Origin of the sequence: Allokutzneria oryzae (genome assembly GCF_042429765.1) — a bacterium.
Lineage (GTDB): Bacteria > Actinomycetota > Actinomycetes > Mycobacteriales > Pseudonocardiaceae > Allokutzneria > Allokutzneria oryzae.
Genome location: NZ_JBHLZU010000003.1, coordinates 25,606 through 49,525, shown reverse-complemented (window position 1 = coordinate 49,525; position 23,920 = coordinate 25,606). Strand labels below are relative to the sequence as shown.

Sequence of the window (23,920 nt, the reverse complement as noted above, 5' to 3'; positions counted from 1 at the left end):
CGTCTTCCCGTCGCTGGCCAGCTAGGTCGCGCCCTGCACGTGGTAGCACCACCTCACCACCCCCCGGCGCCCTCACCCGCGTGTCCCCGTTTCGCGTTTTGTAGCTATAGCGCGAAATGGGAGCGCTCTTTTGCGCGTTATAGCTACAAAACGCGAGGACCTCGACCACGCCAAGCCAGGGCGCGGGGGTGGTGTCGCGTTGGGGGCGGGACGACTTGCGGGGCAGGCGTCAGGCGGAGTTGGCCGAGCGGAGCGTGCGCATGGCGTCGGCGAGCCCGGCCGCGGCGTCCGGGCCGAGCGGGGCCAGCACCCGGCGGCGCAGGATCTCCGCACAGGCCGCGCGCGCTTTGTTGGCGATCTCCGTGCCGTGCTCGGTCAGCGCCGCGTAGATCACTCTGCGGTCGGTGTCGCACGGCTCCCGCCTGATCAGGTCGGCCGCCACCATCCGGTCGGCGACCTTGGTGAAGCCGCCGCTGGTCAGCGCCGCCTCGTGGGCGAGGCGGGTCATCGGCATCCGGTGCTCGGGGGAGCGCACCAGCCGCAGCAGGATGTCGAACGGCGCGGGGGCCAGGCCGAAGCGCTCGGCGATCTCGTCCATCAGGCCCTGGTGGGTGGCCAGGTAGCCCTCGATCACCAGGCCCCACCAGGTGACGATCTCGTCGTCGTCGATCGCGTCCGCGAGCATGTCCGGCTCCGTCATGGCCGCCAGTCTAACGGCCGGTATCTTCCGTGGATACCTCTTGCGCGGAAGAGAATATCTGGCTAGCGTCGTCGGCAGCTCTCGGCGAGGAGGAACCATGGCGATCACGACCAGCGGTCTGCACCACGTGACGGCGATCGGGGGCGACCCCCGCCGCAACGTGGACTTCTACCTGCGCACGCTGGGCCTGCGCCTGGTGAAGACCACCGTCAACTTCGACGACAACGCCACCTACCACCTCTACTACGGCGACGCCTCGGGCAAGCCCGGCACGCTGATGACCTTCTTCCCCTGGAAGGACGCCCCGCGCGGGCGCATCGGCACCGGCCAGGCCAGCGTCACCTCCTTCTCCGTGCCGGAGTCCTCGATCGGCTGGTGGCAGGAGCACCTGCGGGCCACCGGCGTCGAGGTCAGCCGTGTCCGCAACAGCGACAACGAGGAGACTCTCACCTTCCGCGACCCCGACGGCCTGGTGCTCTCGCTCGTCGCGCACCCGCAGGGCGACCCGCGCGACCCGTGGGACACCCCGCTCGTCCCCGCCCAGCACGCGATCCGGGGGCTGCACTCGGTGACCCTGTCGGTCACCGAGGAGGACGCCACGGCCGCCATGCTGACCGAGGACCTCGGCCTGCGGTTCCTGCACCAGGACGGCAACCGGCTGCGCTTCGAGGCGGGCGACGGCGGCGCGGGCGCGCTGGTCGACGTGCTGGTCACCCCGGACGCGCCGCGCGGGCTGACCGCCGCGGGCACCGTGCACCACGTGGCGTGGCGGGTGCCCGACGAGGCGACCCAGGTGGTGTGGCGCGACGAGCTGCTGGACAAGGGAGTCAACGTCACCTCGATCCTGGACCGGCAGTACTTCCGCTCCATCTACTTCCGCGAGCCCGGCGGCACGCTGCTGGAGGTCGCCACCGACACCGGCGGTTTCGACGTGGACGAGCCGCTGCTGGAGCTCGGCCGCGCGCTGAAGCTGCCGCCGTGGCTGGAGCCCAAGCGCGAGGAGATCGAGGCGCTGCTGCCCGCGCTCGACCTGCCCAGGGAGAACAACCCCGAGGTGGCCGCGCCGTGAGCGAGCTGACGCACCGCTTCACCGAGGGCGATCCGGAGCTGCCCGTGCTGTTGTTGTTGCACGGCACGGGCGGTGGCCCGGACGACCTGCTCGGCCTGGCCGAGCGGCTCAGCCCCGGCTCGGCCACCCTGGCCCCGGCCGGGCCGGTGTCGGAGAACGGCATGGCGCGGTGGTTCCGGCGGCTGGCCGAGGGCGTCTTCGACACCGAGGACGTGATCGCCCGGGCGCACCAGCTCGCCGACTTCGTCCTCGCGGCGCGCCAGCGGTACGGCCTGGGGGAGCGGCGGGTCGTCGCGGTCGGCTTCTCCAACGGCGCCAACATCGCCTCGGCCGTCCTGCTGCTGCGGCCGGACGCGCTGCGTGAGGCGGTGCTGTTCGCCGGGATGTCCCCGCTGCCCGAACCTCCGCTGCTGGACCTGGCCGGCAGCCGGGTGTTCCTCGCCAACGGCCAGCGCGACCCGATGGCGCCGCTGTCCTCGGTCGACCACCTGGTGGACGTCCTGACCGAGCGGGGGGCGGAGGTCGCCGCGTTGCGGCATCCCGGAGGCCACCAGATCACCGTTGACGGCCTGGAGGCTGCCCGCGACTGGCTGTGATGTGACCGTTCGGGCATCGCGGTTCGGTACCTGGACGCACTGCGGCGGACGGACCAGCCCGGCGCGCCCGGGCGGCGGTCGCCGGGGTACGTTCGGACGACGGGTGGAAAGCGCTTGCCCGCTGTACTGTCGACAGTGTGGTTTCGGGCAGGGTGAGGGGGCCTCGTGACCGGACGAACGGGTACACCCGCCCGGCTGGGGACCGGTCCGGTGAATCCACGCGCTTTGTCCGCCATTGATCTGGGTCAAATGTCATGGCCTTAGTCCGACGCGCCGCCAGGCGGAGTACGAATTGTCGGCCGCCTTTTTCGTACTCCTTCTTTTTTCGGTTGGCTTGACTTCGGTCTCGCGACGTGCAGTCGGCCCGGGTGATCTGGGTCTCCACTCGTTCGGCCGCGGTCCGCGGTTGCGCCGCGCCCGCCCCGCGTGGCGTGGCGCGGACCTGGCCATGATCGACTCCCGCCCCGGCACGCAGGCACATCGCTGACCTGGGCGGAGCGCCGCTGTGTCAACCGAAGGATGGACATCGAGTCGTCGGGTGTCATCAAAATCCATTAATCACCAGTGTTCTTTAACGTTGCCGCCGGTGTTGGGGGCCGAGCAGGCGGGGCTAACGGACCAGCGGAAACCGTGTTTTCGGTTGCCGTTCACTCGGCTTGACAGGTTTTGCGGTAAATACTTTCTCGACGTGTCGTCCGCGCAAGGCCGTCCGCGTGGTGAGCGTCTCTGGGTAGTCTCGGCCGCGTGGCAGCGCTCTCACCGCGCCGCGGTCCGACCCCATGGCCCTTCCGGGCGCGGACGGACCGGCCACGGTGACGCCGCCGACGGAGAAGGGAGCTGGCCCGCGTGGTGGACAACAGCGTGGACGACCTCGGGCGGCACCCGGGCCCGCCGCGCTTCGTCGGCCGCTCCTCGGAGATCACCACGCTGACCGCTCGTGCCCGAACGGCCCTGTCCGGGCGCTCCCAGGCGGTGCTGGTGCGCGGGCCCGCCGGGATCGGCAAGAGCAGCCTGCTCGACGACGTGCTGCCCGCTCTCGCCGTCGAGCACCACGCCACCGTCCTGCGCGCGGACTGCCGCGAGGTCACCAGCGGCGTCGGCTACGGGGCCGTCCGCGCCCTGTTCGCCCCGCTCCGGCTGACCGGGGAGGACGACCCCCGGCTGAGCGCCGGCGCCCGCTGGGCGCTGCCCGCCCTGGCGGCCGACGAGCGCGGCCCCGCCGCCGGGGCCCAGTCCGACACGCCCTCCTACCGCGTGCTGCACGGGCTGTACTGGCTCGTGGTCACCCTCGCCGCCGAAGGCCCGCTGGTGCTGGTGCTCGACGACGCCCACTGGTGCGACGAGCGGTCCATGCACTGGCTGGACTTCCTGCTGCGCCGCGCCGACGACCTCCCCCTGCTGGTCGTGCTCGCGCACCGCACCGAGACCAGGGGGCCGGCCACGGCGGGGCTGAGCGCGCTGCTCGCGCACGCCCGCTGCGCCTCCATCGACCTCGGTCCGCTGACCGAGGACCAGATCGCCGACCTCGCCGCGGACGTGCTCGGCCCGCCCACCCGGGCGTTCGTCAGCTCCTGCGCCCGGATCACCGGCGGCAACCCGTTACTGGCCGCACGGCTGCTCGGCGAGCTTCGCCGTGAAGGCGCTTTCCCCGACGACGCGGCCGTGACCAGGGTGGAGGCGGTCGGCAAGGACGTGCTCGCGTCCTCGGTGCTGCTGCGGCTGGCCGGGCTGCCCGAGCACGCGCGGGCGGTCGCCAGGGCCGTCGCGGTGCTCGGCGCAGCCGCCGGGGACGGCGGCACGGACCTGGTCAGCGTGCTGGCCGGGGTGCAGGCCCGTTTGGTGCGGGTGGCGGTGGAAGCCTTGCGACGCAACGATGTCCTGCATCAGCGGGAGCTGGACTTCGCGCATGACGAGGTGCGCTCCGCCGTGCTCGGCGCCACCACGGCCGAGGAGGTCGCGCGGCTGCGGGGGCGGGCGGCGCGGCTGCTCAACGACGCCGGGCGGCCAGCGGAGGAGGTCGCCAACCAGCTGATGCTGCTGGAGGTCCTGCCGGAGCGGTGGATGCTCGGTGTGCTCGGCGACGCCGCGACGCACGCCGAGCAGCGGGGCGCGCCGGACGCGGCGGTGCGCTACCTGGGCAAGGTGCTCGACGCCACCGTGGAGGAGCGGGACAAGTCCGCCGTGCGGGTCCAGCTCGCCCGGTGCCTGGCCCCCGCGGACCCGGCGAGCGCGCTGGAGCACCTCAGCCGCGTGCTGGAGGTGACACCGGACCCCCGCGCGCGGGTGCGGGTGGTGGTGCAGTACGGCCTCACCGCGCTGGCCACCCAGCAGGCGCCGGAGGCGACCGAGCTGCTCAGCGCCACGCTGGCGGAGCTGTCCGAGGCGATCGGCCCCGACCCCACGCCCGCGGACCTCGACCTGCGCACGATGCTGTGGTCGACGCTGCTGTTCGTCGGCTCCGACGAGAAGTCCACCATGTCGAAGCTGCGCGAGCTCGCGCGGCGGATGCCGTTGCCGGAGGGCCGCACCCCCGCCGAGCGCCAGGTGCTCGCGATGGCCTCGGCGCTGGCCGCCGTGGAGTGCAAGCCGGTCGAGCACGCCGTGGAGCTGGCGCGGCGCGCGCTGCGCGGCCCGGCCGGGGTGCTGCCGGGCTGGGCGGCGCTCAACGCGGCGCTCACCCTGCAGCTGGCCGACAAGACCGACGAGGCGCTGGCCGCGCTGAACTCCGTGCTGGACGACAGCCGCGAGCAGGCGGCGCTGTGGTCCTACTGCATGACGCTGGCCTGCCGCGCGCTGCTCTACCACGGCATCGGCGAGGTCGCCGAGGCCACGGCCGACGCCCAGACCGCGATGGCGGTGTTCGAGCAGCAGCCCTGGGACACCGGCACCACCATGCCCTGGGTGGGCGTGGCGTTCTCGCACCTGGAGCGCGCCGAGCTGGACGAGGCCGACGCCGCGCTGGACCGGGTGCGCGCCGACCGCGTCGAGGACCTGGTCTGGGAGGGGCCGTACTACCTGGTCGCCAAGGCCCGGCTGCGGTGGGCGCGCGGCGACCTCGACGGGGCGCTGGCACAGCTGTTCCGGTGCGGCGACGTGCTGGAGGAGTCGGGCATCACCAACCCGTTGTTCGCGAGGTGGTGGGTCGACGTCGCGTGCATCCGCGCGGAACAGGGGCAGCAACGACTGGCCCGCGAGCTGGTCGAGCGGGCCCAGGACCGCGCGCAGCAGTGGGGGACCCTGCGCGGGGTCGGGCTCGGCCTGCTCGCCGCTGGGGTGATCGCCGAGCCGCGGCGCGCGGTCGACGAGCTCGCCGAGGCGGTGGACCTGCTCGCCGCGACGCCCGCCCGGCTCGACCAAGCGCACGCGCAGTTCCGGCTGGGGCAGGCGCTGCTGTGGCGCGACGACGCGAAGGGGGCGCGGGAGCACCTGCGCAACGCCATCGACCTGTCGACCCGGTGCGGCTCCCAGGTGCTGGCCAACGAGGCGGGCAGGCTGCTGGTGCTGGCGGGCGGCAGGCTGCGCAGGGAGATCGGCTCGCCCGTCGACGGGCTCACCGGCAGCGAGCGCAGGGTGGCGGTGATGGCCGCGGAGGGCAACAGCAACCGGGAGATCGCCGAGGCCCTGTTCGTCACCGTCCGCACGGTCGAGGTGCACCTGACCAACGTCTACCGCAAGCTCGGGCTGAGCAGGCGCGCTGAGCTGCCGGATGCGCTCGGTCCGGCCGCCTCGCCGACCAGGGACCTGGTATGAGCGCGCTGGAGGAGCGCGCCGTGGGGCGCCGGAGCTGGCGCGACGAGGACGAGCTCGACCTGCTGGTGGACCGGGGCGCCGAGCTGGACCTGCTGAGCCGCTCGGTCACCGGCCTGTCGCTGGGCCGGTCCGCGCTGGTGGTGATCGAGAACCGGCCGGGCGCCGGGCGGACCGCGCTGCTGCGCAGGACCGTCGCGCTCGCCGAGGCCAGCGGCATCCGGGCCGTCTCGGCACAGGGCTCGCGCACCGAGGCCGACCTGCGCTACGGCGTCGTCTCCCAGCTGCTCGCGGCGTTCCCGGACGAGGACTGTCCAGTGTGGACGAACGCGCGGTGGGCGGAGACCGAGCGGGAGTCGGAGGTGCTCCCCGCCCTGTGCCGGGAGTTCCTCGGTCTGGCCCGGCGGGAGCCGCTGCTGGTCGTCGTCGACGACGCGCACTGGGCGGACCCGTTCTCCGCGCGGTGGCTGCGCGCGCTGGCCAGGCGGTTGCGCGAGGTGCCGCTGCTGCTGATCGTCGCGGGCAACGACGGTTCCCGGCCGATCGGCCTGCCCAGCCTCACCGAGCTGGCCGCGGCGCCGCGCTCGGTCTCGGTGGCCGCGCACCTGCTGCGCCCGGGCCCGCTGACCCTGGCCGGGGTGAACATGCTGCTGGCCACCGCCTGCCCCGGCCCGCTGGACGAGAGCTTCAGCCGCGCGCTGATGCGGGCGAGCGGCGGCCAGGTGTGGCTGGTGCGCGCGGTGCTGCGGCAGTTCGCCCGCGCCGGGCTGGCGCCGGTCATGGAGCACCTCACCGAGCTGCACGAGACCGTGACCACCGAGATCGGCGACCGGGTCGCGCGGCTGGTCGGCGTGCTGCCGGAGGAGCTGGTCGGGCTGCTGCGCGCGCTCGCGGTCTGCGGCTCGCGGCTGGACTTCCGGCTGGTGTGCTCGCTGGCCGGGCTGCGCACGATGCCGGAGTCCGAGGCGCTGGCCAGGCTGGAGGGCACCGGGCTGGTGCGGCCGGGGGAGAACCCCGAGCTCGCCGACCCGACAACCGCCTCCCGGGTGCTGGCCGGGATGTCGCCGCCCGCCCGCGAGGAGCTGCACGCCGCCGCGGCCGAGCTCGGCCACCGCTCGGCGATCCCGGACGCCGACGTCGCGGGCATCCTGCTCGGCGCGCGGCCGGTCGGGCAGCCGTGGGCGGTGGACATGCTCAGCAGGGCGGCGGCCAGGGACCGCAACGGCGCGCGGCCTGCCAGGGCGCGGCAGTACCTGCAGCGGGCGCTGCGGGAGCCGTTGACCGAGGCCGCGCGGTCCCGGCTGCTGATCGAGCTGGCCACCGCCGAGCTGGGAACCCGGCCGGTCGCGGGCAACCGCCACCTGTGCGAGGTGATCAGCGGCCCCGGCGGCCCCGAGGTGGACCAGTACCGGGCGCAGGCGGCCGACCTGCTGCTGGCCGGTGGGGAGAGCTGGCTGGCCCGGCGGCACGTGGCCGCGGCGCTGCGCTCGGCCGCTCCGTCGAGGGACCGGGGGCTGACCGCGCTGTACTGGCTCGCCGAGAACACCATCGAGCACGACCCGTTCACGCTTGTCCGCCCCTGGCACGCCGATGCGCCGCGGCTTCCGGGGGCGGCGGTGTCGGTGTCCGGGGTGGGAAACGGTTACGCCGCAAGCGATCCGGCCCAGTCCGGCGCGCTGGCCTGGCGCGGCGCGATGCGCGGCAGGGACCTGGAGCGGGTGCGCGAGCTCGCCAGGACCGCGCTGCGGCCCGCCACCGGCGCGACCGCGCTGATCTGCCCGAGGATGGCCGCCGCCCGCGCGCTCGGGCTGACCTACGACTGGGCGGAGGCCCTCTCCGGGCTGGACCAGGTGCTGATCGAGGCGCGGCGGGTCGGCGTGAACGCGGTGCTCTCCGCCGTGCTGCTGCTGCGGGCGAGCCTGTGCCTCGGCATGGGCCGGGCCAAGGACGCCGAGCGCGACCTCGCCGAGGCCCTGCGGCACCTGCCGCTGCGCGAGTGGAACCCGCTGACCGCGCCCGCGGTCGTGGCCGCGCGGGCGGTGCTGCACCTGGCGCACGGCGACACCGAGGCCGCCGACCGGGAGGTCACCGGCTACACCGGGAGGCTGCCCGCCGGTGCCACCGAGGGCGTGGCCTGGTGCCACCTCCTGTTCGCCAGGGCCCGGCTGCGGCTGACCGTCGGCGAGCCGAGGGCGGCCATCGACGACCTGCTGGAGTGCGGGCGCAGGCTGCTCAACCTCGGCGTCGCCAACCCGGCGATGATCCCGTGGCGCTCCGCCGCCGCGCTGGCCCACCACGCCCGCGGCGAGCAGGAGGAGGCGGTGCGGCTGCTCACCGAGGAGCGCGCCAACGCCAGGAGCTGGGGCGAGCCGAAGTTCCTCGGCGGCACGCTGCTGGCATCGGCGCACGTGCTCGCCGACTCCGCGCCCGAGCAGGCCAAGGCGCTGCTGGACGAGGCGATGGTGCTGATGTCGGACGCGCCGGAGCTGGTGACCAGGGTGATCGAGCTGGACACCGGGCTGACCACCGCGCGGCGCCCCGGGCTCGCGGCGCTGGGCCGCACCGAGCGCCGGGTCGCCGAGCTCGCCGCGCTGGGCCGCTCCAACGGCGAGATCGCCGAGGAGCTGCGGCTCGGCCGCCGCGCGGTGGAGCTCAACCTGAGCAACGTCTATCGCAAGCTCGGCCTGTCCGGCCGGGGTGAGCTCGTGGCCGCGCTCGGCCACCGGGGCAAGGGGGAGTAGCCACCGTGTTGCTGGAGCGCGAGACCGAGCTGAGCGTCGTCGCGGGGGCACTGCGCCGCGCCGCGGCGGGCAACGGCTCGCTGCTGGTGGTCACCGGCCCGCTGGGCAACGGCAAGACCGAGCTGGTGCACAGCCTCGCCGAGCTCGCCGGGGCCGGTGCCCGAGGTGCCGCGCCCTCGGCGAAGGTGCTGCAGGCCAGCGGCGCGCTGCTGGAGCAGGACTTCGCCTTCGGCGTGCTGCGCCAGCTCTTCGAGCCCGCGCTGGCCGCCGCCCCCGCCGAGACCAGGGAGCGCTGGCTGGGCCACGCCGCCGGGTTCGCCCGGCTGGCCTTCGCCGACGACTGCCCGCCGACGGAGGGTCGCGCGCCCGCCGCCGTCGCCCAGGCCGTGCTGCAGGGCCTGCAGGCGCTGGCCGCCAACATGAGCGCCGACCACCCGCTGCTGATCCTGGTCGACGACCTGCAGTGGGTGGACACGCCGTCGCTGCGCTGGTTCGGCTACCTGGCCAAGCGGCTGGACCGGCTGCCGGTGACCGTGGTGGTCAGCGTCCGCGAGGGCGACCCGCGCTCCGAGCAGCCGCTGATCGCCGAGATCACCGGCTCGGCCACCCGCACCCTGCGGCCGAGGTCGCTGAGCCAGGCGGCCATCCGCGAGCTGGTCCGCGAGCAGTTCGGCGAGCCGGGCGACGCGGAGTTCGTCGCCGCGGTGCACGAGATCTCCGACGGCAACCCGATGTTCCTGATGTCGATCCTGCTGAACATGGTGGTCGGCAGGCGCCGCCCGGTCGCCGAGGAGATCGAGAACGCCAGGATGCTCGGCCCGTCGATGTTCCGCGACCGGCTGGTGGCCTGCCTGCGCTCGCAGCCGCAGCCGATCCGCCGCTTCGCCAACGCCATGGCGCTGCTCGGCGAGCACGCGGAGATGGAGCTGATCGGCCGGCTGGCCCAGCTCGACGCGGTCGGCTGCACCGAGGCGGTTCGGGTGCTGGACCGGCTCGGGCTGCTGGCCGACGGCCCGGTGCCGCGCTACATCCACCTCACCGTGCAGGACGCGGTCGAGGAGTCGATGACCGTCGAGGAGCGCGCGCGGGTGCACATCAGCGCCGCGAAGCTGCTGCACGGCTGCGGCTACTCCGCGGAGCAGGTCGCCGCGCACCTGCTGGCGGTGACGGCGCCGCAGGACGGCTGGGCGATCGAGGTGCTGCGCTCGGCCGCGCACACCGCGCTGCGCCGGGGCGCCCCGGAGGCGGCCGCCCGCTACCTGCGCCGCGCGCTGGTGGACTCCTCCTCCGACGGCGAGGACCGGGCGATGCTGCTGGTCGACCTCGCCACCGCGGAGCGCGGCTTCGACCCGCCCGCGTCGGTGCGCCACATCTCGCAGGCCGTTCCGCTGCTGACCACGGCGAAGGAGCGGGCCGCCGCGGTGGTGCGGATCGCGCCCTCGGTGCTCAACGCCGCCCCGCTGCCCGTCGGCGACCTCGTCCGGCAGGTGGCCGCCGAGCTCGGCGACCCCGACCAGCTGTCCGGTCAGGAGCGCGAGCTGGCGCTGCGGCTGGAGGCGCGGCTGCGCTACACCGGCCAGGAGGACCCGGCCCAGCTCGCCGAGGCGGTCGACCGGCTGCTGGGGATGGGGCCCGAGCCGGGGACGCGGACCGGCTCCGAGCGCGAGCTGCTCGCGGTGCTGCTCTACGCCGCGATGATGAGCCAGAAGATGCCCGCCGCCGAGATCGTCCGCCGCGCCAACCGGGTGCTCGAACGCGAGCCCGCGACCGCATCGCACGTGCACACCGCGCTGCCGCTGCTGGTCAGCACCCTCGCCGCGGCCGACTCGGTCACGGTCGTCAGCTCCTGGCTCGACATCGCGCTGGAGCAGGCGCAGCGGCAGGAGGCGACCGTCAGCAGCACCTGGATCTACGCCGAGCAGTCGCTGGTGCTGCTGTGCGCGGGCAACGTGGCCAAGGCCAAGGCGCGCGGCATCGAGGCGCTTGAGCTCGTCGACGCCGAGTGGATCGAGGCGACCACGCTCGCGTCCTCGGCGCTGACCACGATCGCCATGGACACCAAGGACATCGAGCTGGCGCGGTGGCTGCTCGACCGCGACGGCGACCAGAACGGCGCGCGGGCGGGCCGCTCCCAGTACGGGGTGTCGCACCACGCGATGCACCAGCTGCTGCGCGGCCGGCTGCTCGCCGCCGAGGGCGACCCCAACGGAGCGTTGGAGTACCTGCTCGACGCGGGCCAGTGGCTGGAGCGGGCCGGATGGCACAACCCGGCGGTCTACCCGTGGCGCGGCTGGGTGGCCGAGGTCCACCGGCAGGCCGGGGACGAGGCCGCGGCGGCGGAGCTGATCGAGGAGGAGTGCGCCCGCGCGCTCGCCTGGGGAGCCCCGGCCGCCTCCGGTCGCGCGCTGCGCGCCAAGGCCACGCTGCACGGCGGGGCGCGGGGCGTGGAGCTGCTGCGCGAGGCCGTCGAGGTGCTGCGCACCTCCTGTGACCGCCTTGAGCTGGCGAAAGCGTTGGTGCAGCTGGGAATCCGGCTCCAGGAACTCGGCAGCGGCGACGCCGACGAGCTGCTCAGCGAGGGGCGGGTCATCGCCCAGGCGTGCGAGGCGGGCGCACTGGCGGAGCTCGCGGTGCCCGAGACGGCCGTGGTCCGCTCCGCCGCGCACCCCGCCGCGGTCTCAGGTCCGCAGCAGGCGTCGCTGACCAAGACCGAGCTGCGGGTCGCCGGGATGGCCGCCGCGGGCGGGACCAACCAGGAGATCGCCGACACGCTCGGGGTCAGCCTGCGGGCGGTGGAGAAGCACCTGACGAACTCCTACCGCAAGCTCGCCGTGCCCGGCCGGGCGGGTCTGGCCGCCGCGCTCGGCCAGGACACCGCCAGCGGCGTCGCGGGCTGAGCCAGGCCGCTTTCTTCCTTCTCCCCCTGGGGTTCCCGGGGTGTCCGCCGACCGTCGCGGGCACCCCGCACGAGCGTGCCCGCACCGCGAGGCCGACGCCCAGGTGCCCGCGCGGGCGGGTGTCCGGCCGTCGGAGTGGCCGTCACCGCGGACCGCGCTTCCACATCTCTTATGGCGGCGCCGCCGGGTATCGCCGGGAGTTCGCCCGGACTTCGCCTGAATTTGTGTTTCGGGGTCATCCCACGGAACTACACCGCCTGATTCGCGAGGGGTACACCTGTGGTGGCAGCGGTCGGTCCGATGGATGATCGAATTCGGGGAATAGTACGTTGACCTGCGAAAACGCGTTCTTGACGTGATCTTCACGGTGGATGGCCGACCGTACCGAACCACCGAACCACCCGGGGTGCACCGAACCGTCAGGGGCCTGCGACCACAGTGTTAGTGGTTGGTCCGTATGCCAGTTGAAGCCGTTCGAGTGAATACATAGTCTTCTTTTCGTGGCCGACGCCGAACAGCTGTTCCGCAGCGGCGGCCGTAGGCCAATCTCGAATTGCGGCTCATTGAGGTGGTTCTGATGACTGTTATGGCAAGAGAGGTCGCCGGAGAAGGCGTCGGCAGAGTTGCCGCTGAGCTGCCGAGCCGTTGGTCGAGGACCCCGCTGTCGCGGCAGGTCGATCTGTTCAAGCCGCTTTTCGAACGCTCGGGCATGTGCATGGCCAGCCTCGACCCGGAATTGCGGGTCCGCGACGCCAACGCCGATTTCTTCCGCCAGTTCGGCCGCCGCTCGGCCACCGTGCACGGCCGCCGCTTCCAGGACTTCCTGCACCCCAGCGTCGAGGGCAACCTGCGCCGCCAGCTGACCAGGCTGGTCGACGGCCACCGCACCAGCTTCGGTGACCGGATGGTGGCGATGCGCCCCGACGGCAGCGTTTTCGCCGGTGAGCTCACCGGGATCGCCGCGCACGCCCCGGACGGCCGGGTCGGCGCGGTCGTGGTGGTGGTCAAGCCGGAGACCGAGGCCGAGCAGGAGGCGCGGCCGGTGGTCGACCAGACCAAGGTGCTCACCGACCTCGACGCCAGGATCCTGGAGGGGGTCGCGGCGGGCGTCTCGGCGGTGGAGATGGCCTCCCGGCTCTACCTCAGCAGGCAGGGCGTGGAATACCACGTCAGCACGATGTTCCGGAAGCTCGGCGTGTCCAACCGTCCCGCTCTGGTTTCCAAGGCGTACTCCCTGGGCATTCTGAGCGTCGGCTGCTGGCCGCCGAGGGTGCTCCCGGAATACGTCAAGTAAATGCCGCGTGAGAAAGACCTGTTCGATCGCAGTGCCGCTGCTTTCTGTGCGCTCGACCCGCTGATCGCGACCTACCGGAAACAGGACCGGGAACTCCTGCTCCGGGTCGCCAACAGCGTTCCGAGGCGAAAAGACGTGCTGGAGATGCGGTCGCGGCACTACGAGGCCACCCTGCGCCGGCTCGGCGTCACCGTCTGGGACCCCTACGACGAGCGCGCCGCCCAGTTCCTCTGCCTGGAGCGCAGGCGGCTGAACCCGGCCCCGGAGCAGCCGGTCGGCAGCATGCGGATCGTGCCCAACACCCTGGCCTGGGGCGAGGTGCACGACGACTTCGGGGACCTGACCTCCTTGCTGCCGCGGGAGATCGTCGCCGACGGCTCCTTCGCCGTCGTCGGCAGGGAGGTCGTCGTCCCCAGCCACCGCTCCCTGGGGGTCTCCGCCGCACTGGTGCACGCCGCGCTCACCTGGTGGGGCGAGCGGACCGGTGCCCGTACGCTGGTGCTGACGAGCCTGGCCTCGGCCAGCTCAGCCGCGCGGTTCTTCGGCGCCGAGCCGGTCACCGAGTCGGTGCCGCTGGGGCCAGGACGGGTGCCGGTGATCATGATGACCGTGGAGCTCGCCCACGCCCGCGAACGCGCCGAGGCGTGGTTGCGCGGGCGCGGCTGGAAGATCCACAGTGGCGGGCAGGACGTCCGTGAGGGCGAGGCGGCGTACTGACGACAGGGAGGCACCGGCGGTGACCGAGCGGGAACCGATGCCCTTCCCCTTCGCCAGGGGCGCGGTGACCGAGCTCCCGCCCGGCTACGAGCTGCTGCGCCGGGACCGCCCGGTGTGCCGGGTCCGGCTCCCCAGCGGCGACCTGGCCTGGCTGGTCACCCGCTACGCCGACGCCCGGCTGGTGCTCGCCGACCACCGCTTCAGCAAGCGCGCCCTGCTGGACGGCGGCGCCGCCAGGACCCGGCGCGGCGCGCTGCTGTCCGGCCTGCTGTTCACCACCGACCCGCCGGAGCACACCGCGCTGCGGTCCCGGCTGACCGGCTCGCTCAACCCGCGCCGGGTCGCCGCGCTGCGCCCCAGGATCACCGGGCTGGCCGAGGAGCTGCTCGACCGGCTCGAACCGGGCGGGGACCTGATGGCCGCCTTCGCCGAGCCGCTGGCGATGTCGGTGATCTGCGCGCTGCTGGGCGTGCCGGTCGCCGAGCACCGCACGTACGCGCACTGGGCCGAGGCGGTGCTGTCGGTGAACCGGTTCACCGACGAGGAGGTCACCCGGGCGCAGAACGAGCTGCTCGTGCACATGAGCGCCACGGTGCGGGCGGCGCGCTCCGAGCCGGGCGAGGGGCTGATCTCGGCGCTGGTCACCGACGGCCTCGCGGTGGACGACGACGCCTCCGTGGTGAAGCTGGTGGCGACGTTGCTGGTCACCGGCTACGAGACGATGGTCGCCGGGATCGGCAACGCGGTGCTCACCCTGCTCGTCCACAATGGACGGTTGCCGTCCTGTCCGGTGGACCCGGCGCTGCTGGAGGAGGTGCTGCGCTTCTCCACCTACGGCGACGCGCTGCGCTCCCGCCGCGCCGTCGAGGACGTGCAGCTGGGCGGGGTGACCATCCGCGCCGGTGACGTGGTCGTGGTCTCGGTCGCCTCGGCCAACCGCGACGACGACGCCTTCCCGGAGGCGGGCCGCTTCGACCCCACTCGCTTCGACCCCACTCGCTTCGACCCGGCCCGTTGCGGCCCTCGGCACCTGTCGTTCGGGCACGGCGCGCACTTCTGCGTCGGGGCCTCGCTCGCGCGCCTGGAGCTGGAAGTGGCCCTGGAGGTGCTGTCCCGCCGCCTGCCCGCGCTGCGCCTGGCCGTTCCCGCCACCGAGGTCCGCTTCCGGGACGGCAGCGCGGAGACACCTCCGGAGTCCCTGCCGGTCACGTGGTGACCACGCTGCCCGTGCGCTCCGCCAGGTGCGGCTGTGACACGAGGAAGTCCTCGTTGAGCGTGGACGCGTTGCGCCCGCCCAGGTAGCGGTTCTCGCCGAGCGCGAGGAACACCGCGCCCTCCCGGTGCTCGTCGTTGAGCGTCCAGCCCATCGCGCGTGCCGCCGGGTTGAGCCCGATCCCGATGTGCGACACCCGTTCGCCCATCAGCTCCGACGGCCCGTCGACCACCCGTCCGGCTTCGAACCCGAGCACCACGCCGTCGTCGAGCCGCACGGTTCCTTCAACGGATTCCTCCACCACCGTCGAGTAGATGGATCCCGCGGGAAGGTTGCTCGTCGTCGCGCCCCGCTCCCGGTCCACTTCGGACACATGTCCGTCGTCGGAGAGCAGCGGGCGCTCGCCTCGATCGGCGGTGAGGCGGCACCCGGGCGACTCCAGCACCCAGTGCCGTCCTCGCAGCTCCGCTGTCTTGTGCCGGATCGCCTCCGCCAGCACCTCCTGCGGCACCGCGAGCGCGGGCAGCACCAGCTCGTCGAGTTCCGTGATCGTCCGGCCGAGCTGGTCCGCGAGCCGCTTCGTCGGTACCCCGACCACGAGGAACGGCAACCGACGCCGTGTCTCGACCTCGCCCATGACGGCTCGCGCCCGGAGGAACGCGCGGAGCACCTCCTCGTCGACGCCTGAGAAGTCCGGCTTCTGCGCGCCGATCGTGATGACCCCGTCAGCCCGTTCGAGCATCGCCGCGCGGTGAGTGCCGAAGTGCTCGATCACGTGGGGCGTGGCGGTGCGGAGGATTCGGGTGATGACCTCGTCGGGCGCGGTGTCGACCACGGCCGTGACCCCGCGCCGCTCCAGCTCGACCACCACCGCGTACAGCGCCTCGTCCCGGCCACAGCGGTCGCGCACGACCACCAAGCCACCAGTGGGTGGGGCCACGCCGTTCACCGCGGCGGTGGCTACAGCAGTCCAGGACATGGGCGAACTCCTGAGGACACGGTCACGTCAGGCTCATCCAACTCGGTCCGAACCGAGTACGCGACGGGTTTGTCCGCCGGGTGACTGATCGCGCACATCCGGTGATCGAAGTGTGTAGGGTCCGAAGCGTGGACGGCGGGGCGGTGAACTCAAGCACGGGCGATGTGCACGGAACGCTGGTGCAGGCCAGGAACATCGAGACGCTCAACGTGCTGCTCGCGCGGCAGGAGAAGGAGTTCGTGCCGCCGCGCCTCGCCGAGCCGCACCCGAAGTTCGTGAACCGGGCCGAACCGCGCGCGGTCATGGCCGAGGAGCTGCTGGCGGCCAGGTCGGAGCGGCGCCTCGCCAGGCTGTTGCTGCACGGAGCCCCGGGGTTCGGTCGGCTGGAGCTGGCGAACAAGTGGTTCGCCGAGGAGAGTTTTCCGCACGGCGCCATGCTGATCGACTTCGGCGGCGGTGTGCGGGACGACGCCGTGCACCTGGACACGGCCTTCCGCTCCGGCCTCGTCGCGCTCGGTGTGCCCGCCGCCGAGATCCCGGCTCTGCTGAGCGAGAAACAGGCGCTCTTCCGTTCCCACCTTGCCACCCGGCAGATGCTGATCGTGCTGCGCAACGTCGTGTCGGCGGCCCAGGCGCAGTCCTTCGTGGTCTCCTCGCCCGGTTCCGCGTTGGTGGTCCTCTCGTCCGAGCGGCTGGGCAGGTTGCTCAACGACCAGTTCCGCCCCGTCCCGGTGACCGGGCTCGACGAGCACCACGACGTCGAGCTGTTCCGGAGCCTCGTGCACGACCTGTCGTCCTCAGTGGACAGTGCGACGGCGGAGTCGGGAGTGCGGGCTTGCGGCGGCTCGCCCCTGCTCATCCATCTTCTCGCGGCTCAGGTCAACGATCGGCCCCAACGGGCGGGCCGGATACTGCGCCGCTTCGCCGAACTGGGGGCACCGGCATTGGGAGACAAGGCGGCGGAGGAGATGCGCGCCCGGCTCGACACCCTGTGCGACACGGTGCCCGAGCGCGTCCGGACAGCCTACCGCGCGCTCGGTCTGCATCCGGGGACCACGCTCACCACGGCCGCCGCAGCGGCGGCCTTCGGGGTGCCCGAAGAGGACGCTGAGGAGCTGCTCGACGACCTCGCCCGCTACCACCTGGTGCGGCCGGTCGGCGACGTCCACCGGATCGATGGCGTCGTGGCGTGGCACGCGCGAACCCTCGCCGCGCGCGAACTGTCCGAAGAGGACTCCTCATGCATCGCCCTGCGCATCGTGGAGCACCACTTGGACGACACCGTCGCGCTGGACTCGAAGCTCTCCGCCAGGCCGAGGATCGGCCCGAAGTACGCAGCGAAGGCGGTTCTGGCCGGACACCTGGAACGCAAGGCGGTGCTGGACCGGCTGGAAGCCAACCGGGAGACGCTGCTCGGTGCGGTGCTGCTGGCCGAGGAGCACGGGCTGGACGAGCAGACCTGGCAGCTCTGTGAGGCGTTGTGGGGGCTCTACCACCTGCACGGTCACCACGACGACTGGCGGCGCACCCACGAGATCGGGCTGAAGGCCGCCGAACGACTGGGTGACCATCGGGCGATCATGCGCATGGCGTCGCAGCTCGCCTCGGCGCACGTCGCGCTCGGCGAGCACGAACGGGCCGACGAGTACTTCGCGGCGTCGCACCGGGCGGCCGGTCTGGTGAGCGGGCCGGAAGGGCGGACGGGGGAGCAGAGCGCGCTGGAGTGGCGCGGCAAGATCAGCGCCCGGCTCGGGGACAGCGCGCGGGCCCTCCGGTTCTACGACGAGTCGTGGGAGGCGGCGCACCGGGCTCCCGAGGCGCAACGGCCCCGGATGTTCGCGCTGCTCGAACTGCACCGGGCGCGGCTCCACCTCGGGCTGGAGCGGTTCGAGGACTGCCTGCGGCACGAAGCCGCCGCGGCGGAGTACTTCGACGGCACCTCGGAGTCGGACAACAAGGCCAAGCTGCTGCTCGTCCGGGGCAGGGCGCTCGCCGGGCTGGACCGCCTCCAGGAGGCCGAGGCCGTGTTGTTCGCGGCACTCGACACCTTTGTGGCCGACGGGTCCAAGCGCAGCCAGCTCGACGTGCTCAAGCCACTCGTCGACATCACGCAACGCCTGGGGCACAAGGAGATCACCGAGAAGTGCCGCGACGCGCTACATCGGCTCACCGCAGACCTCGGCCTGGCCTCGACCGAGCCCCGCACGTAGCCACCCCTCCGCTTTTTGCGCGTTTTGTAGGCATAATGCGAAATGGGAGCGCTCTCTTGCGCATCATGCCTACAAAACGCGAAAAGCCCAGCCGCGGGAGGAAGGGCGGGTGGCGTGGGGGGCGTGGGTGGCGCAGGGGGGCGCGGGGTGGCGTGGGGGTGGGTCGTGGGGGGCTTAGTGGGGCGGGGTGGTGAGGTGGGCGTAGAGCTCGGAGGCGAAGCGCAGCGGGTCGCCGCCGTCGTGGTCGATGGTGCGGCCGTCGCGGAGGTGGACCCGGCAGTGGTCTTCGGCGATGACCGCGACGAGGTAGCAGTCCAGTTCGTCGAACAGGGACGCGGTCTGCGCCTCGTCTCGGCAGAACACGATGTCGGCGGCCGAGCGCAGTGCGCGGTCCGGGTGTTCGGCGTGGACGACGAGGTGGGGGTCGGCCAGCGACGGTTCCGCGAGGAGCCTCCCCCGGAACACATCCGCCGGATAGCGCGTCACGGTCACCGTTGCCGAGGCGTCGAACTCCGTCGTGACCCGGTACGCGGTCACTTCGTCCTTTGTGGACGGTTCTAGGCGCAGTGGCGGGACCTGCACCCCGTGGTCCGGTTCGGGCAGGTCCAACAGCTGATAAGCGCGGGCGCGGAGTCGGATCGCCGCCTCGTCGGGGTAGGAGCTGACCAGGTCGGTCACCTTCTGGAGCGCGCCCGGCACGAACGCGGCCAGGGTCTGGTCCACCTGGGCGCGCAGCGAACGACCCGGATCGAGGCGGGGCGCGGTCGCACCGAGCACGTCCACGCAGGAGCCCTGCGCCACGTCCTCCTCGGGGAAGGCGGCGAGCAGGACCGGGCGGTCCAGGGCCGCGCCGTAGGTCGTGGTGGCTCCGGCATCGCCGATGACCAGGTCGGCGGCGACCAGCGCCGCGCCCCAGCCTTCGAGCGGGGGCACCAGGGTCAGGCCCGCGCGCAGGCAGTCCGCCAGCCACAGGCGCACCTGGTGCGGGCCGTGGCCGAACCACACGTGCGGGTGCAGGATCGCGGCGACGCGGTAGTCGTCGACGGGCAGCTCGGCGAGCAGCTGGCGGAACAGGTCCGGCCACGAGCCGAACAGCGAGCGGGCGGACCAGGTGGAGGACACCACCACGAGCTTCTGGTCCGGCCGCACCCCGAGTGCGGCGCGGTAGCGCTCACGCAGCGGACGGCTGGCGCGGATGCGGTCCAGGCACGGGTCCCCGGCCACGATCGCGGCGGGAACCGCTTGCGGGACCGAGGTTCTCAGGCGGTCCAGCTGCTCGGTGTGCGAGAGCACCAGCGCGTCGGCGACCACGTGGCCCTCGTGCAGCAACCACGGGGCCGACAGGCCATAGGTTCTTGGCTCTTCGATCTTCGTTCTTGGGGGGTTCTTCGAGTACCCCACCCCGTGCGAGACGATCATGAGCGGTGCGCGGAGCTCGTGCAGGTTTCCGCTGTGGTTCGCGGCGATCGCCAGGTCGAACTCGGTGTGCAGGGCCTGCTCCCACGGAATGGCGAGCACGCCCAGCTCCGCGAAGCACTCCTGGACCCCGCCACGGATCGCCGAGGCGTCCGGGCAGGTGAACACCAGCTGCACCCGCAGGTCGGAGTCGAACAGCGGCACCAGGTCCAGCAGGCGGTTCGCCGAGGTGACCGTGTGCACCACGAAGAGCACCTTGCGCGTGCCGGGCAGCGTCGCCCACCGGCCGGCGTGCACGCCGACCGGACTCCGCACCCAGGACGCGCCGCTCACGCCGATCAGCCTATGGCACCGGTGCGCTGGCGGGAACCGGCCGTGCTCCTGTGCCGCCGTGTCCGATTGTCGCCGGACTTTCCCGTTGCTGCGGAACAACATTGTCCTACCCCGGTCGCGGGGCAGGACAACGAGAAGGGCAGTCATGGATCTCAAGCTCGACCGTCGGGTCGCCGTCGTCACCGGCGCCTCGAAGGGCATCGGACTCGCCGTCACCAGGACCCTCCTTGAGGAGGGCGCCAGGGTGGTCGCCGCGTCCCGCACCGGCAGCCCCGAGCTGGACGCGCTCGCCTGCGCCGACCTGCTGCACGTGCCGGTGGACCTGATGGACCGGGAGGCGCCCGCGCACGTCATCGCGGAGGCGGTGCGGGTCTTCGGCGGCCTGGACGTGCTGGTGAACAACGCGGGCGGGCCACCGCCCGGGGTGACGCTGCCGCGTTCGTCCTTTGTGGACGCCTCCGACGCCGAGTGGGAGGCGGTGTTCCAGTTCAACCTGTTCGCCGTGGTGCGGGCGATCCGCGCGGCGATCCCGGCGATGCTGGAGCGCGGCGGCGGGTCGATCGTCAACGTCTCCTCCGGCAACGCGCGCCAGCCGTCGCCGATCAACGTCGACTACGGTGCGGCCAAGGCGGGCATGAACAACCTGACCAAGGTGCTGTCGGAGGAGTTCGGGCCGAAGGGGATCCGGGTGAACACCGTCTCGCCCGGCCCGGTGCGCACCGCGTGGTGGACGGAGGAGGGCCGGGTGGCCGACACCCTCGCGGCCCAGGCCGGGACCGACCGCGACACCGTGATGGACCGGCTGGTCCCGGAGATGATGGGGCTGAGCACCGGGCGGCTCGCCGAGCCGCAGGAGGTCGCGGACGTGGTCGTCCTGCTGGCCTCCCCGCGCTCGGCGAGCACCACGGGTGCGGAGTTCGCCGTCGACTCCGGGTTCCTCAAGGGGCTGTGACGGCGAACCGGCCGTCCAGCCCGGTCACCCGCAGCGGGAGCAGGACCGCCTCGTGCGCGGCGACCAGCCGCAGCTCGCGGTCCTGTTCCCGCAGCTGTTGCCGGGCCCGCAGCAGTCCGGCCAGTGCCGTCGAGCCCATGAAGGTCACGGCCGTGAGGTCGAGCACCACCACCGGGTGATCGGTCCGGACGGCGGCGTCGAGCGCGGTGGTGAAGCGCGCGCGGGTCGCCAGGTCCACCTCGCCGGTGAACGCGACGACCCACTGGTCACCGTCGGCGCGGGTGGCGACGGTGAGCAGGTCCTCCTGGGGGTGGAACTGGGCGGGAACCGATGGCACGTGGAGAGGCTCGCTTTCACGGAGGCGGGATGCGCCGACGCTCACCGTCCTGAGTGGACGGTGAGCGTCAGGTGGCTCGGGGAGGGGGCGAACGCCCACACACGATGATCCAGATCACATCCCCGCCGTGTCGGTCCGGACCGCGCTATCACCCGAACGTGTCTGGCGGTTGCCAGTGGTGGAGGTATGGCGCGTAGGCCCCGTCCTGCAAGTCGCCCCGACACCCCGACGCGGTGCACCGCCGTCGTGCCGCCGTGTGCGCGCGTGGCCTGGCTCGCGTGGTCGGCTCTTCGCGTTTTGTCACCTTGTTGCGCGAAAGAGCGCTCTCATTTCGCGTAAAGGTGGCAAAACGCGAAACGAGGGGCGGGCGTGGGGGTGGTGAGGTGGTGCGGCGCGTCCACCGGGGTGGGGCCCGCACCGTTCTCCTGCGGTGGCGATGCCCGGGGAGAACCCCTCAGCCGAGGTCGAAGGTGTTCGCCCGGTCCACGTACGGGGAGCGGTCGAACGCCGGCGGGGTCTCCGGGGTGGGGATGGGCGGTCCGGCGCAGCTGAGGCCGCTGGGCTTGCCGGTGGCGAAGAACTCCACGCCGGTCGCCCCGCAGGGCAGGCTCGACAGCGAGCCGTGCCGGTCGTCCTCGATGGTGAACAGGGTGCCGCCGATCCTGCCGCGCATCGACACCGCCCAGTCGATCGGCGTCACGCCCTCGTAGAGGTGGCCGACCAGCTGCAGCGGGCTCGCGCCGGTCTTCAGCCGCCACGGCTGCACCGGCAGTGGCCAGTTGGCGCACTTGCCGTCGAAGCTGGCGCGCTCGCCGCCCGCCGGGTACTTGGCGATGCGGCCCTCGCGGTGCGCCCACGCGGTCTCGAAGTCCCGCGTGCTCAGCGCCTCGTTGCAGATGACGGCGATGTTGAGGAAGGTGTTGAAGCCCTCCGGCGGTCCGTCGAAGCCGCGGGTCGCGGAGCGGGCGGCCGCCGCGTCGGCCTCGGCGACCGCCTGGCGGGCGCGGTCGGGGACCTCGTTGTCGCGGATCTTGACCAGCTCGGCCGCCGAGCCCGGCCACGACATCCGGCCGGAGGTGATCAGCCAGGTGATGGTGTCGCCGTCGATGACGACCGGGGACGGGCCGCCGCCGATGACCCTCGGCGACTCGGTGAGCAGGGTGCGCAGGTCGAGCAGCGCCTTGCTCACCTCGGCGTGGGTGGTGCCGAAGTGGTAGACGCGGTCGTAGCGGGCCAGCCAGGTGACGAAGTCGTTGAAGAGGTTCTCGTAGGCCGCGACGGTGGTGTTGTCGATCTCGTTGAGGTCGAAGTTGGCCAGCATCACGGAGTCGAGCAGCATCCGGTCCACGTTGCCGTCGAAGAGGCTGCGGTAGTGCGCGCCGAGCGCGGTGCCCCAGGAGATGCCGTAGTAGTTGACCTTCTGCTCACCCAGGGCCACGCGGATCGAGTCGATGTCGCGGGCGATGGTGGACGTGGTGAGGTTGCGGGTGAAGTCGAGGTCGCTCTCCGCGCACCGGCGGTTGGCCCGCCCGTTGCGCTCCGAGACGAACTTCGCCTTCTCCTTCTTCGACCACGACGCGGGGGGCTGCTCGGTGTCCTCCGGCAGCGTCCGGCAGGTGAGCTTGTCGCTGTAGCCGACACCACGCGGGTCGAAGCCGATCAGGTCGTGCGTGCGGCCGAGATCCTTGACGGTGCTCTGGCCCATGGACCGCGGCATGCTGATCCCGGAGCCGCCGGGGCCGCCCGGGTTGAACACCATCGCGCCCCGGCGCGCGGCCGGGTCGGTCGCCTTGATCCGGCTCACCGCGAGGTTGATCTTGCGTCCCCCGGGCTTGGCGTAGTCCAGCGGGACGGTGACGGTCGCGCACTCGCTGAGCGCGTCCGTCGCCGGCCAGCCGTTGGCGATGTCTTTGCACGGTTTCCAGGTCAGCGGCGCGGGTTCCGCCGCCGCGGTCGGGGTCACGGCCGCCAGCGGAACGGCGAGCGCGACCACCAGTGCCGAGGCGACTAATGCTTTTCCGGTCAAGGATCCTCCGTCGTCGAGCCGGGGAATGCGCGTTCGACCGTAGGAGGACCACCCGGGAGCGGGCATCGGGGAAACCCCTGACATCCAGCTTCAGGGGCGTATGCCCAATTGTTTACAACGCCGTGGCTTTCGCCGTCGCCTCCTGGACCCCGAGCACGGCGAGCCGGTCGGCCCGTTCGTTCTCAGGGTGCCCCGCGTGGCCCTTCACCCAGTGCCATTCGACCTGGTGCCCGCCGATGGCCGCGTCCAGCCTGCGCCACAGGTCGGCGTTTTTCACGGGCTGGTTGGCGCTGGTCATCCAGCCGTTGCGCTTCCATTTCGGGAGCCAGGACAGGACGCCGTTGCGCACATAGGTGCTGTCTGTGTAGATCCGCACCACCGAAGGGCGTCTGAGGCATTCCAAAGCTTTGATAGGAGCTGTGAGTTCCATTCGGTTATTGGTGGTCGTGTCCGCCTCGCCGCCGTGCAGCTCTTTCTCGTGCTCGCCGTAGCGCAGCACCGCGCCCCAGCCGCCGGGGCCGGGGTTTCCGCTGCACGCGCCATCTGTGTAGATCTCGACGATCTGGTGCGGCTGCACGCTGTTCGGTGTCCGTTCCGTCGGGATTCCGGCCCACCCGCCGGGTCGGGAGCACCCTATCGCGTCGTGCGTGCGTGCTGACCTGCCGGTTTGCCTGCTGGTAACGGGGTGATCAC

General features: G+C 72.5%; 16 protein-coding genes. 10 read left to right on the top strand and 6 right to left on the bottom strand.

The window, feature by feature from the left end; all coding sequences use genetic code 11:
- Positions 1-229: 229 nt before the first annotated feature.
- Entirely contained in the window at positions 230-700 is a 471-nt protein-coding gene (locus ACFFQA_RS04060; protein WP_377850238.1) for a MarR family winged helix-turn-helix transcriptional regulator, read from the bottom strand.
- A 97-nt stretch (positions 701-797) separates the two neighbouring features.
- Here ACFFQA_RS04060 and ACFFQA_RS04055 point away from each other — a divergent pair, with 97 nt between their 5' ends.
- The 8 genes from ACFFQA_RS04055 (at position 798) to ACFFQA_RS04020 (ending at position 14,977) form a co-directional block, all read left to right on the top strand.
- Complete coding sequence (locus tag ACFFQA_RS04055) at positions 798-1,769, top strand: ring-cleaving dioxygenase (protein WP_377850237.1); 972 nt, start codon at positions 798-800, stop codon at positions 1,767-1,769.
- On the top strand, positions 1,766-2,365 hold the full coding sequence (locus ACFFQA_RS04050) for an alpha/beta hydrolase (protein WP_377850236.1): 600 nt from the start codon (positions 1,766-1,768) through the stop codon (positions 2,363-2,365). The genes ACFFQA_RS04055 and ACFFQA_RS04050 overlap by 4 nt, the downstream gene beginning before the upstream one ends.
- Positions 2,366-3,211: 846 nt before the next feature.
- Entirely contained in the window at positions 3,212-6,115 is a 2,904-nt protein-coding gene (locus ACFFQA_RS04045; RefSeq protein WP_377850235.1) for a helix-turn-helix transcriptional regulator, read from the top strand.
- Entirely contained in the window at positions 6,112-8,853 is a 2,742-nt protein-coding gene (locus ACFFQA_RS04040) for an AAA family ATPase (protein ID WP_377850234.1), read from the top strand. Before ACFFQA_RS04045 ends, ACFFQA_RS04040 begins: the two co-directional genes overlap by 4 nt.
- A 5-nt stretch (positions 8,854-8,858) precedes the next feature.
- The gene (locus ACFFQA_RS04035) at positions 8,859-11,750 is read left to right on the top strand and encodes an ATP-binding protein (RefSeq protein ID WP_377850233.1); all 2,892 of its coding nucleotides are present in this window, start codon (positions 8,859-8,861) and stop codon (positions 11,748-11,750) included.
- Between the two features lie 577 nt (positions 11,751-12,327).
- Entirely contained in the window at positions 12,328-13,044 is a 717-nt protein-coding gene (locus ACFFQA_RS04030) for a helix-turn-helix transcriptional regulator (protein ID WP_377850232.1), read from the top strand.
- The gene (locus tag ACFFQA_RS04025) at positions 13,045-13,761 is read left to right on the top strand and encodes a hypothetical protein (RefSeq protein WP_377850231.1); all 717 of its coding nucleotides are present in this window, start codon (positions 13,045-13,047) and stop codon (positions 13,759-13,761) included.
- Between the two features lie 19 nt (positions 13,762-13,780).
- Complete coding sequence (locus tag ACFFQA_RS04020) at positions 13,781-14,977, top strand: cytochrome P450 (protein ID WP_377850230.1); 1,197 nt, start codon at positions 13,781-13,783, stop codon at positions 14,975-14,977.
- On the opposite strand, the gene ACFFQA_RS04015 is transcribed toward ACFFQA_RS04020, so the two are convergent.
- Positions 14,967-15,953, bottom strand: a complete 987-nt coding sequence (locus ACFFQA_RS04015) for a M29 family metallopeptidase (RefSeq protein WP_377850229.1) — start codon at positions 15,951-15,953, stop codon at positions 14,967-14,969. The genes ACFFQA_RS04020 and ACFFQA_RS04015 overlap by 11 nt on opposite strands.
- A gap of 143 nt (positions 15,954-16,096) precedes the next feature.
- Between ACFFQA_RS04015 and ACFFQA_RS04010 the strand changes: the two genes are divergently transcribed.
- On the top strand, positions 16,097-18,163 hold the full coding sequence (locus tag ACFFQA_RS04010; RefSeq protein ID WP_377850228.1) for a hypothetical protein: 2,067 nt from the start codon (positions 16,097-16,099) through the stop codon (positions 18,161-18,163).
- 174 nt (positions 18,164-18,337) lie between these two features.
- Here the strand turns inward: ACFFQA_RS04010 and ACFFQA_RS04005 are convergent, their stop codons facing one another.
- A complete protein-coding gene (locus ACFFQA_RS04005; RefSeq protein WP_377850227.1) occupies positions 18,338-19,912 on the bottom strand; it encodes a glycosyltransferase family 28 protein in 1,575 nt (524 codons plus the stop codon).
- A gap of 145 nt (positions 19,913-20,057) precedes the next feature.
- Here ACFFQA_RS04005 and ACFFQA_RS04000 point away from each other — a divergent pair, with 145 nt between their 5' ends.
- Positions 20,058-20,864, top strand: a complete 807-nt coding sequence (locus ACFFQA_RS04000) for an SDR family NAD(P)-dependent oxidoreductase (RefSeq protein WP_377850226.1) — start codon at positions 20,058-20,060, stop codon at positions 20,862-20,864.
- Here the strand turns inward: ACFFQA_RS04000 and ACFFQA_RS03995 are convergent.
- The 3 genes from ACFFQA_RS03995 to rnhA all read right to left on the bottom strand — a co-directional run bounded on the left by ACFFQA_RS03995 (position 20,851) and on the right by rnhA (position 23,804).
- Positions 20,851-21,201, bottom strand: a complete 351-nt coding sequence (locus tag ACFFQA_RS03995) for an STAS domain-containing protein (protein WP_377850225.1) — start codon at positions 21,199-21,201, stop codon at positions 20,851-20,853. The two genes, ACFFQA_RS04000 and ACFFQA_RS03995, sit on opposite strands and share 14 nt — an antisense overlap.
- Before the next feature lie 454 nt (positions 21,202-21,655).
- Entirely contained in the window at positions 21,656-23,227 is a 1,572-nt protein-coding gene (locus ACFFQA_RS03990) for an alpha/beta fold hydrolase (RefSeq protein WP_377850224.1), read from the bottom strand.
- A 112-nt stretch (positions 23,228-23,339) separates the two neighbouring features.
- Complete coding sequence (gene rnhA, locus ACFFQA_RS03985) at positions 23,340-23,804, bottom strand: ribonuclease HI (protein ID WP_377850223.1); 465 nt, start codon at positions 23,802-23,804, stop codon at positions 23,340-23,342.
- Positions 23,805-23,920: the final 116 nt, after the last annotated feature.

Coding starts and splice junctions, on each gene's coding strand:
- ACFFQA_RS04030 (WP_377850232.1), top strand. CDS start 12,328: ATGACTGTTATGGCAAGAGAGGTCGCCGGAGAAGGCGTCGGCAGAGTT.
- ACFFQA_RS04055 (WP_377850237.1), top strand. CDS start 798: ATGGCGATCACGACCAGCGGTCTGCACCACGTGACGGCGATCGGGGGC.
- ACFFQA_RS04000 (WP_377850226.1), top strand. CDS start 20,058: ATGGATCTCAAGCTCGACCGTCGGGTCGCCGTCGTCACCGGCGCCTCG.
- ACFFQA_RS04040 (WP_377850234.1), top strand. CDS start 6,112: ATGAGCGCGCTGGAGGAGCGCGCCGTGGGGCGCCGGAGCTGGCGCGAC.
- ACFFQA_RS04060 (WP_377850238.1), bottom strand. CDS start 700: ATGACGGAGCCGGACATGCTCGCGGACGCGATCGACGACGACGAGATC.
- ACFFQA_RS04025 (WP_377850231.1), top strand. CDS start 13,045: ATGCCGCGTGAGAAAGACCTGTTCGATCGCAGTGCCGCTGCTTTCTGT.
- ACFFQA_RS04015 (WP_377850229.1), bottom strand. CDS start 15,953: ATGTCCTGGACTGCTGTAGCCACCGCCGCGGTGAACGGCGTGGCCCCA.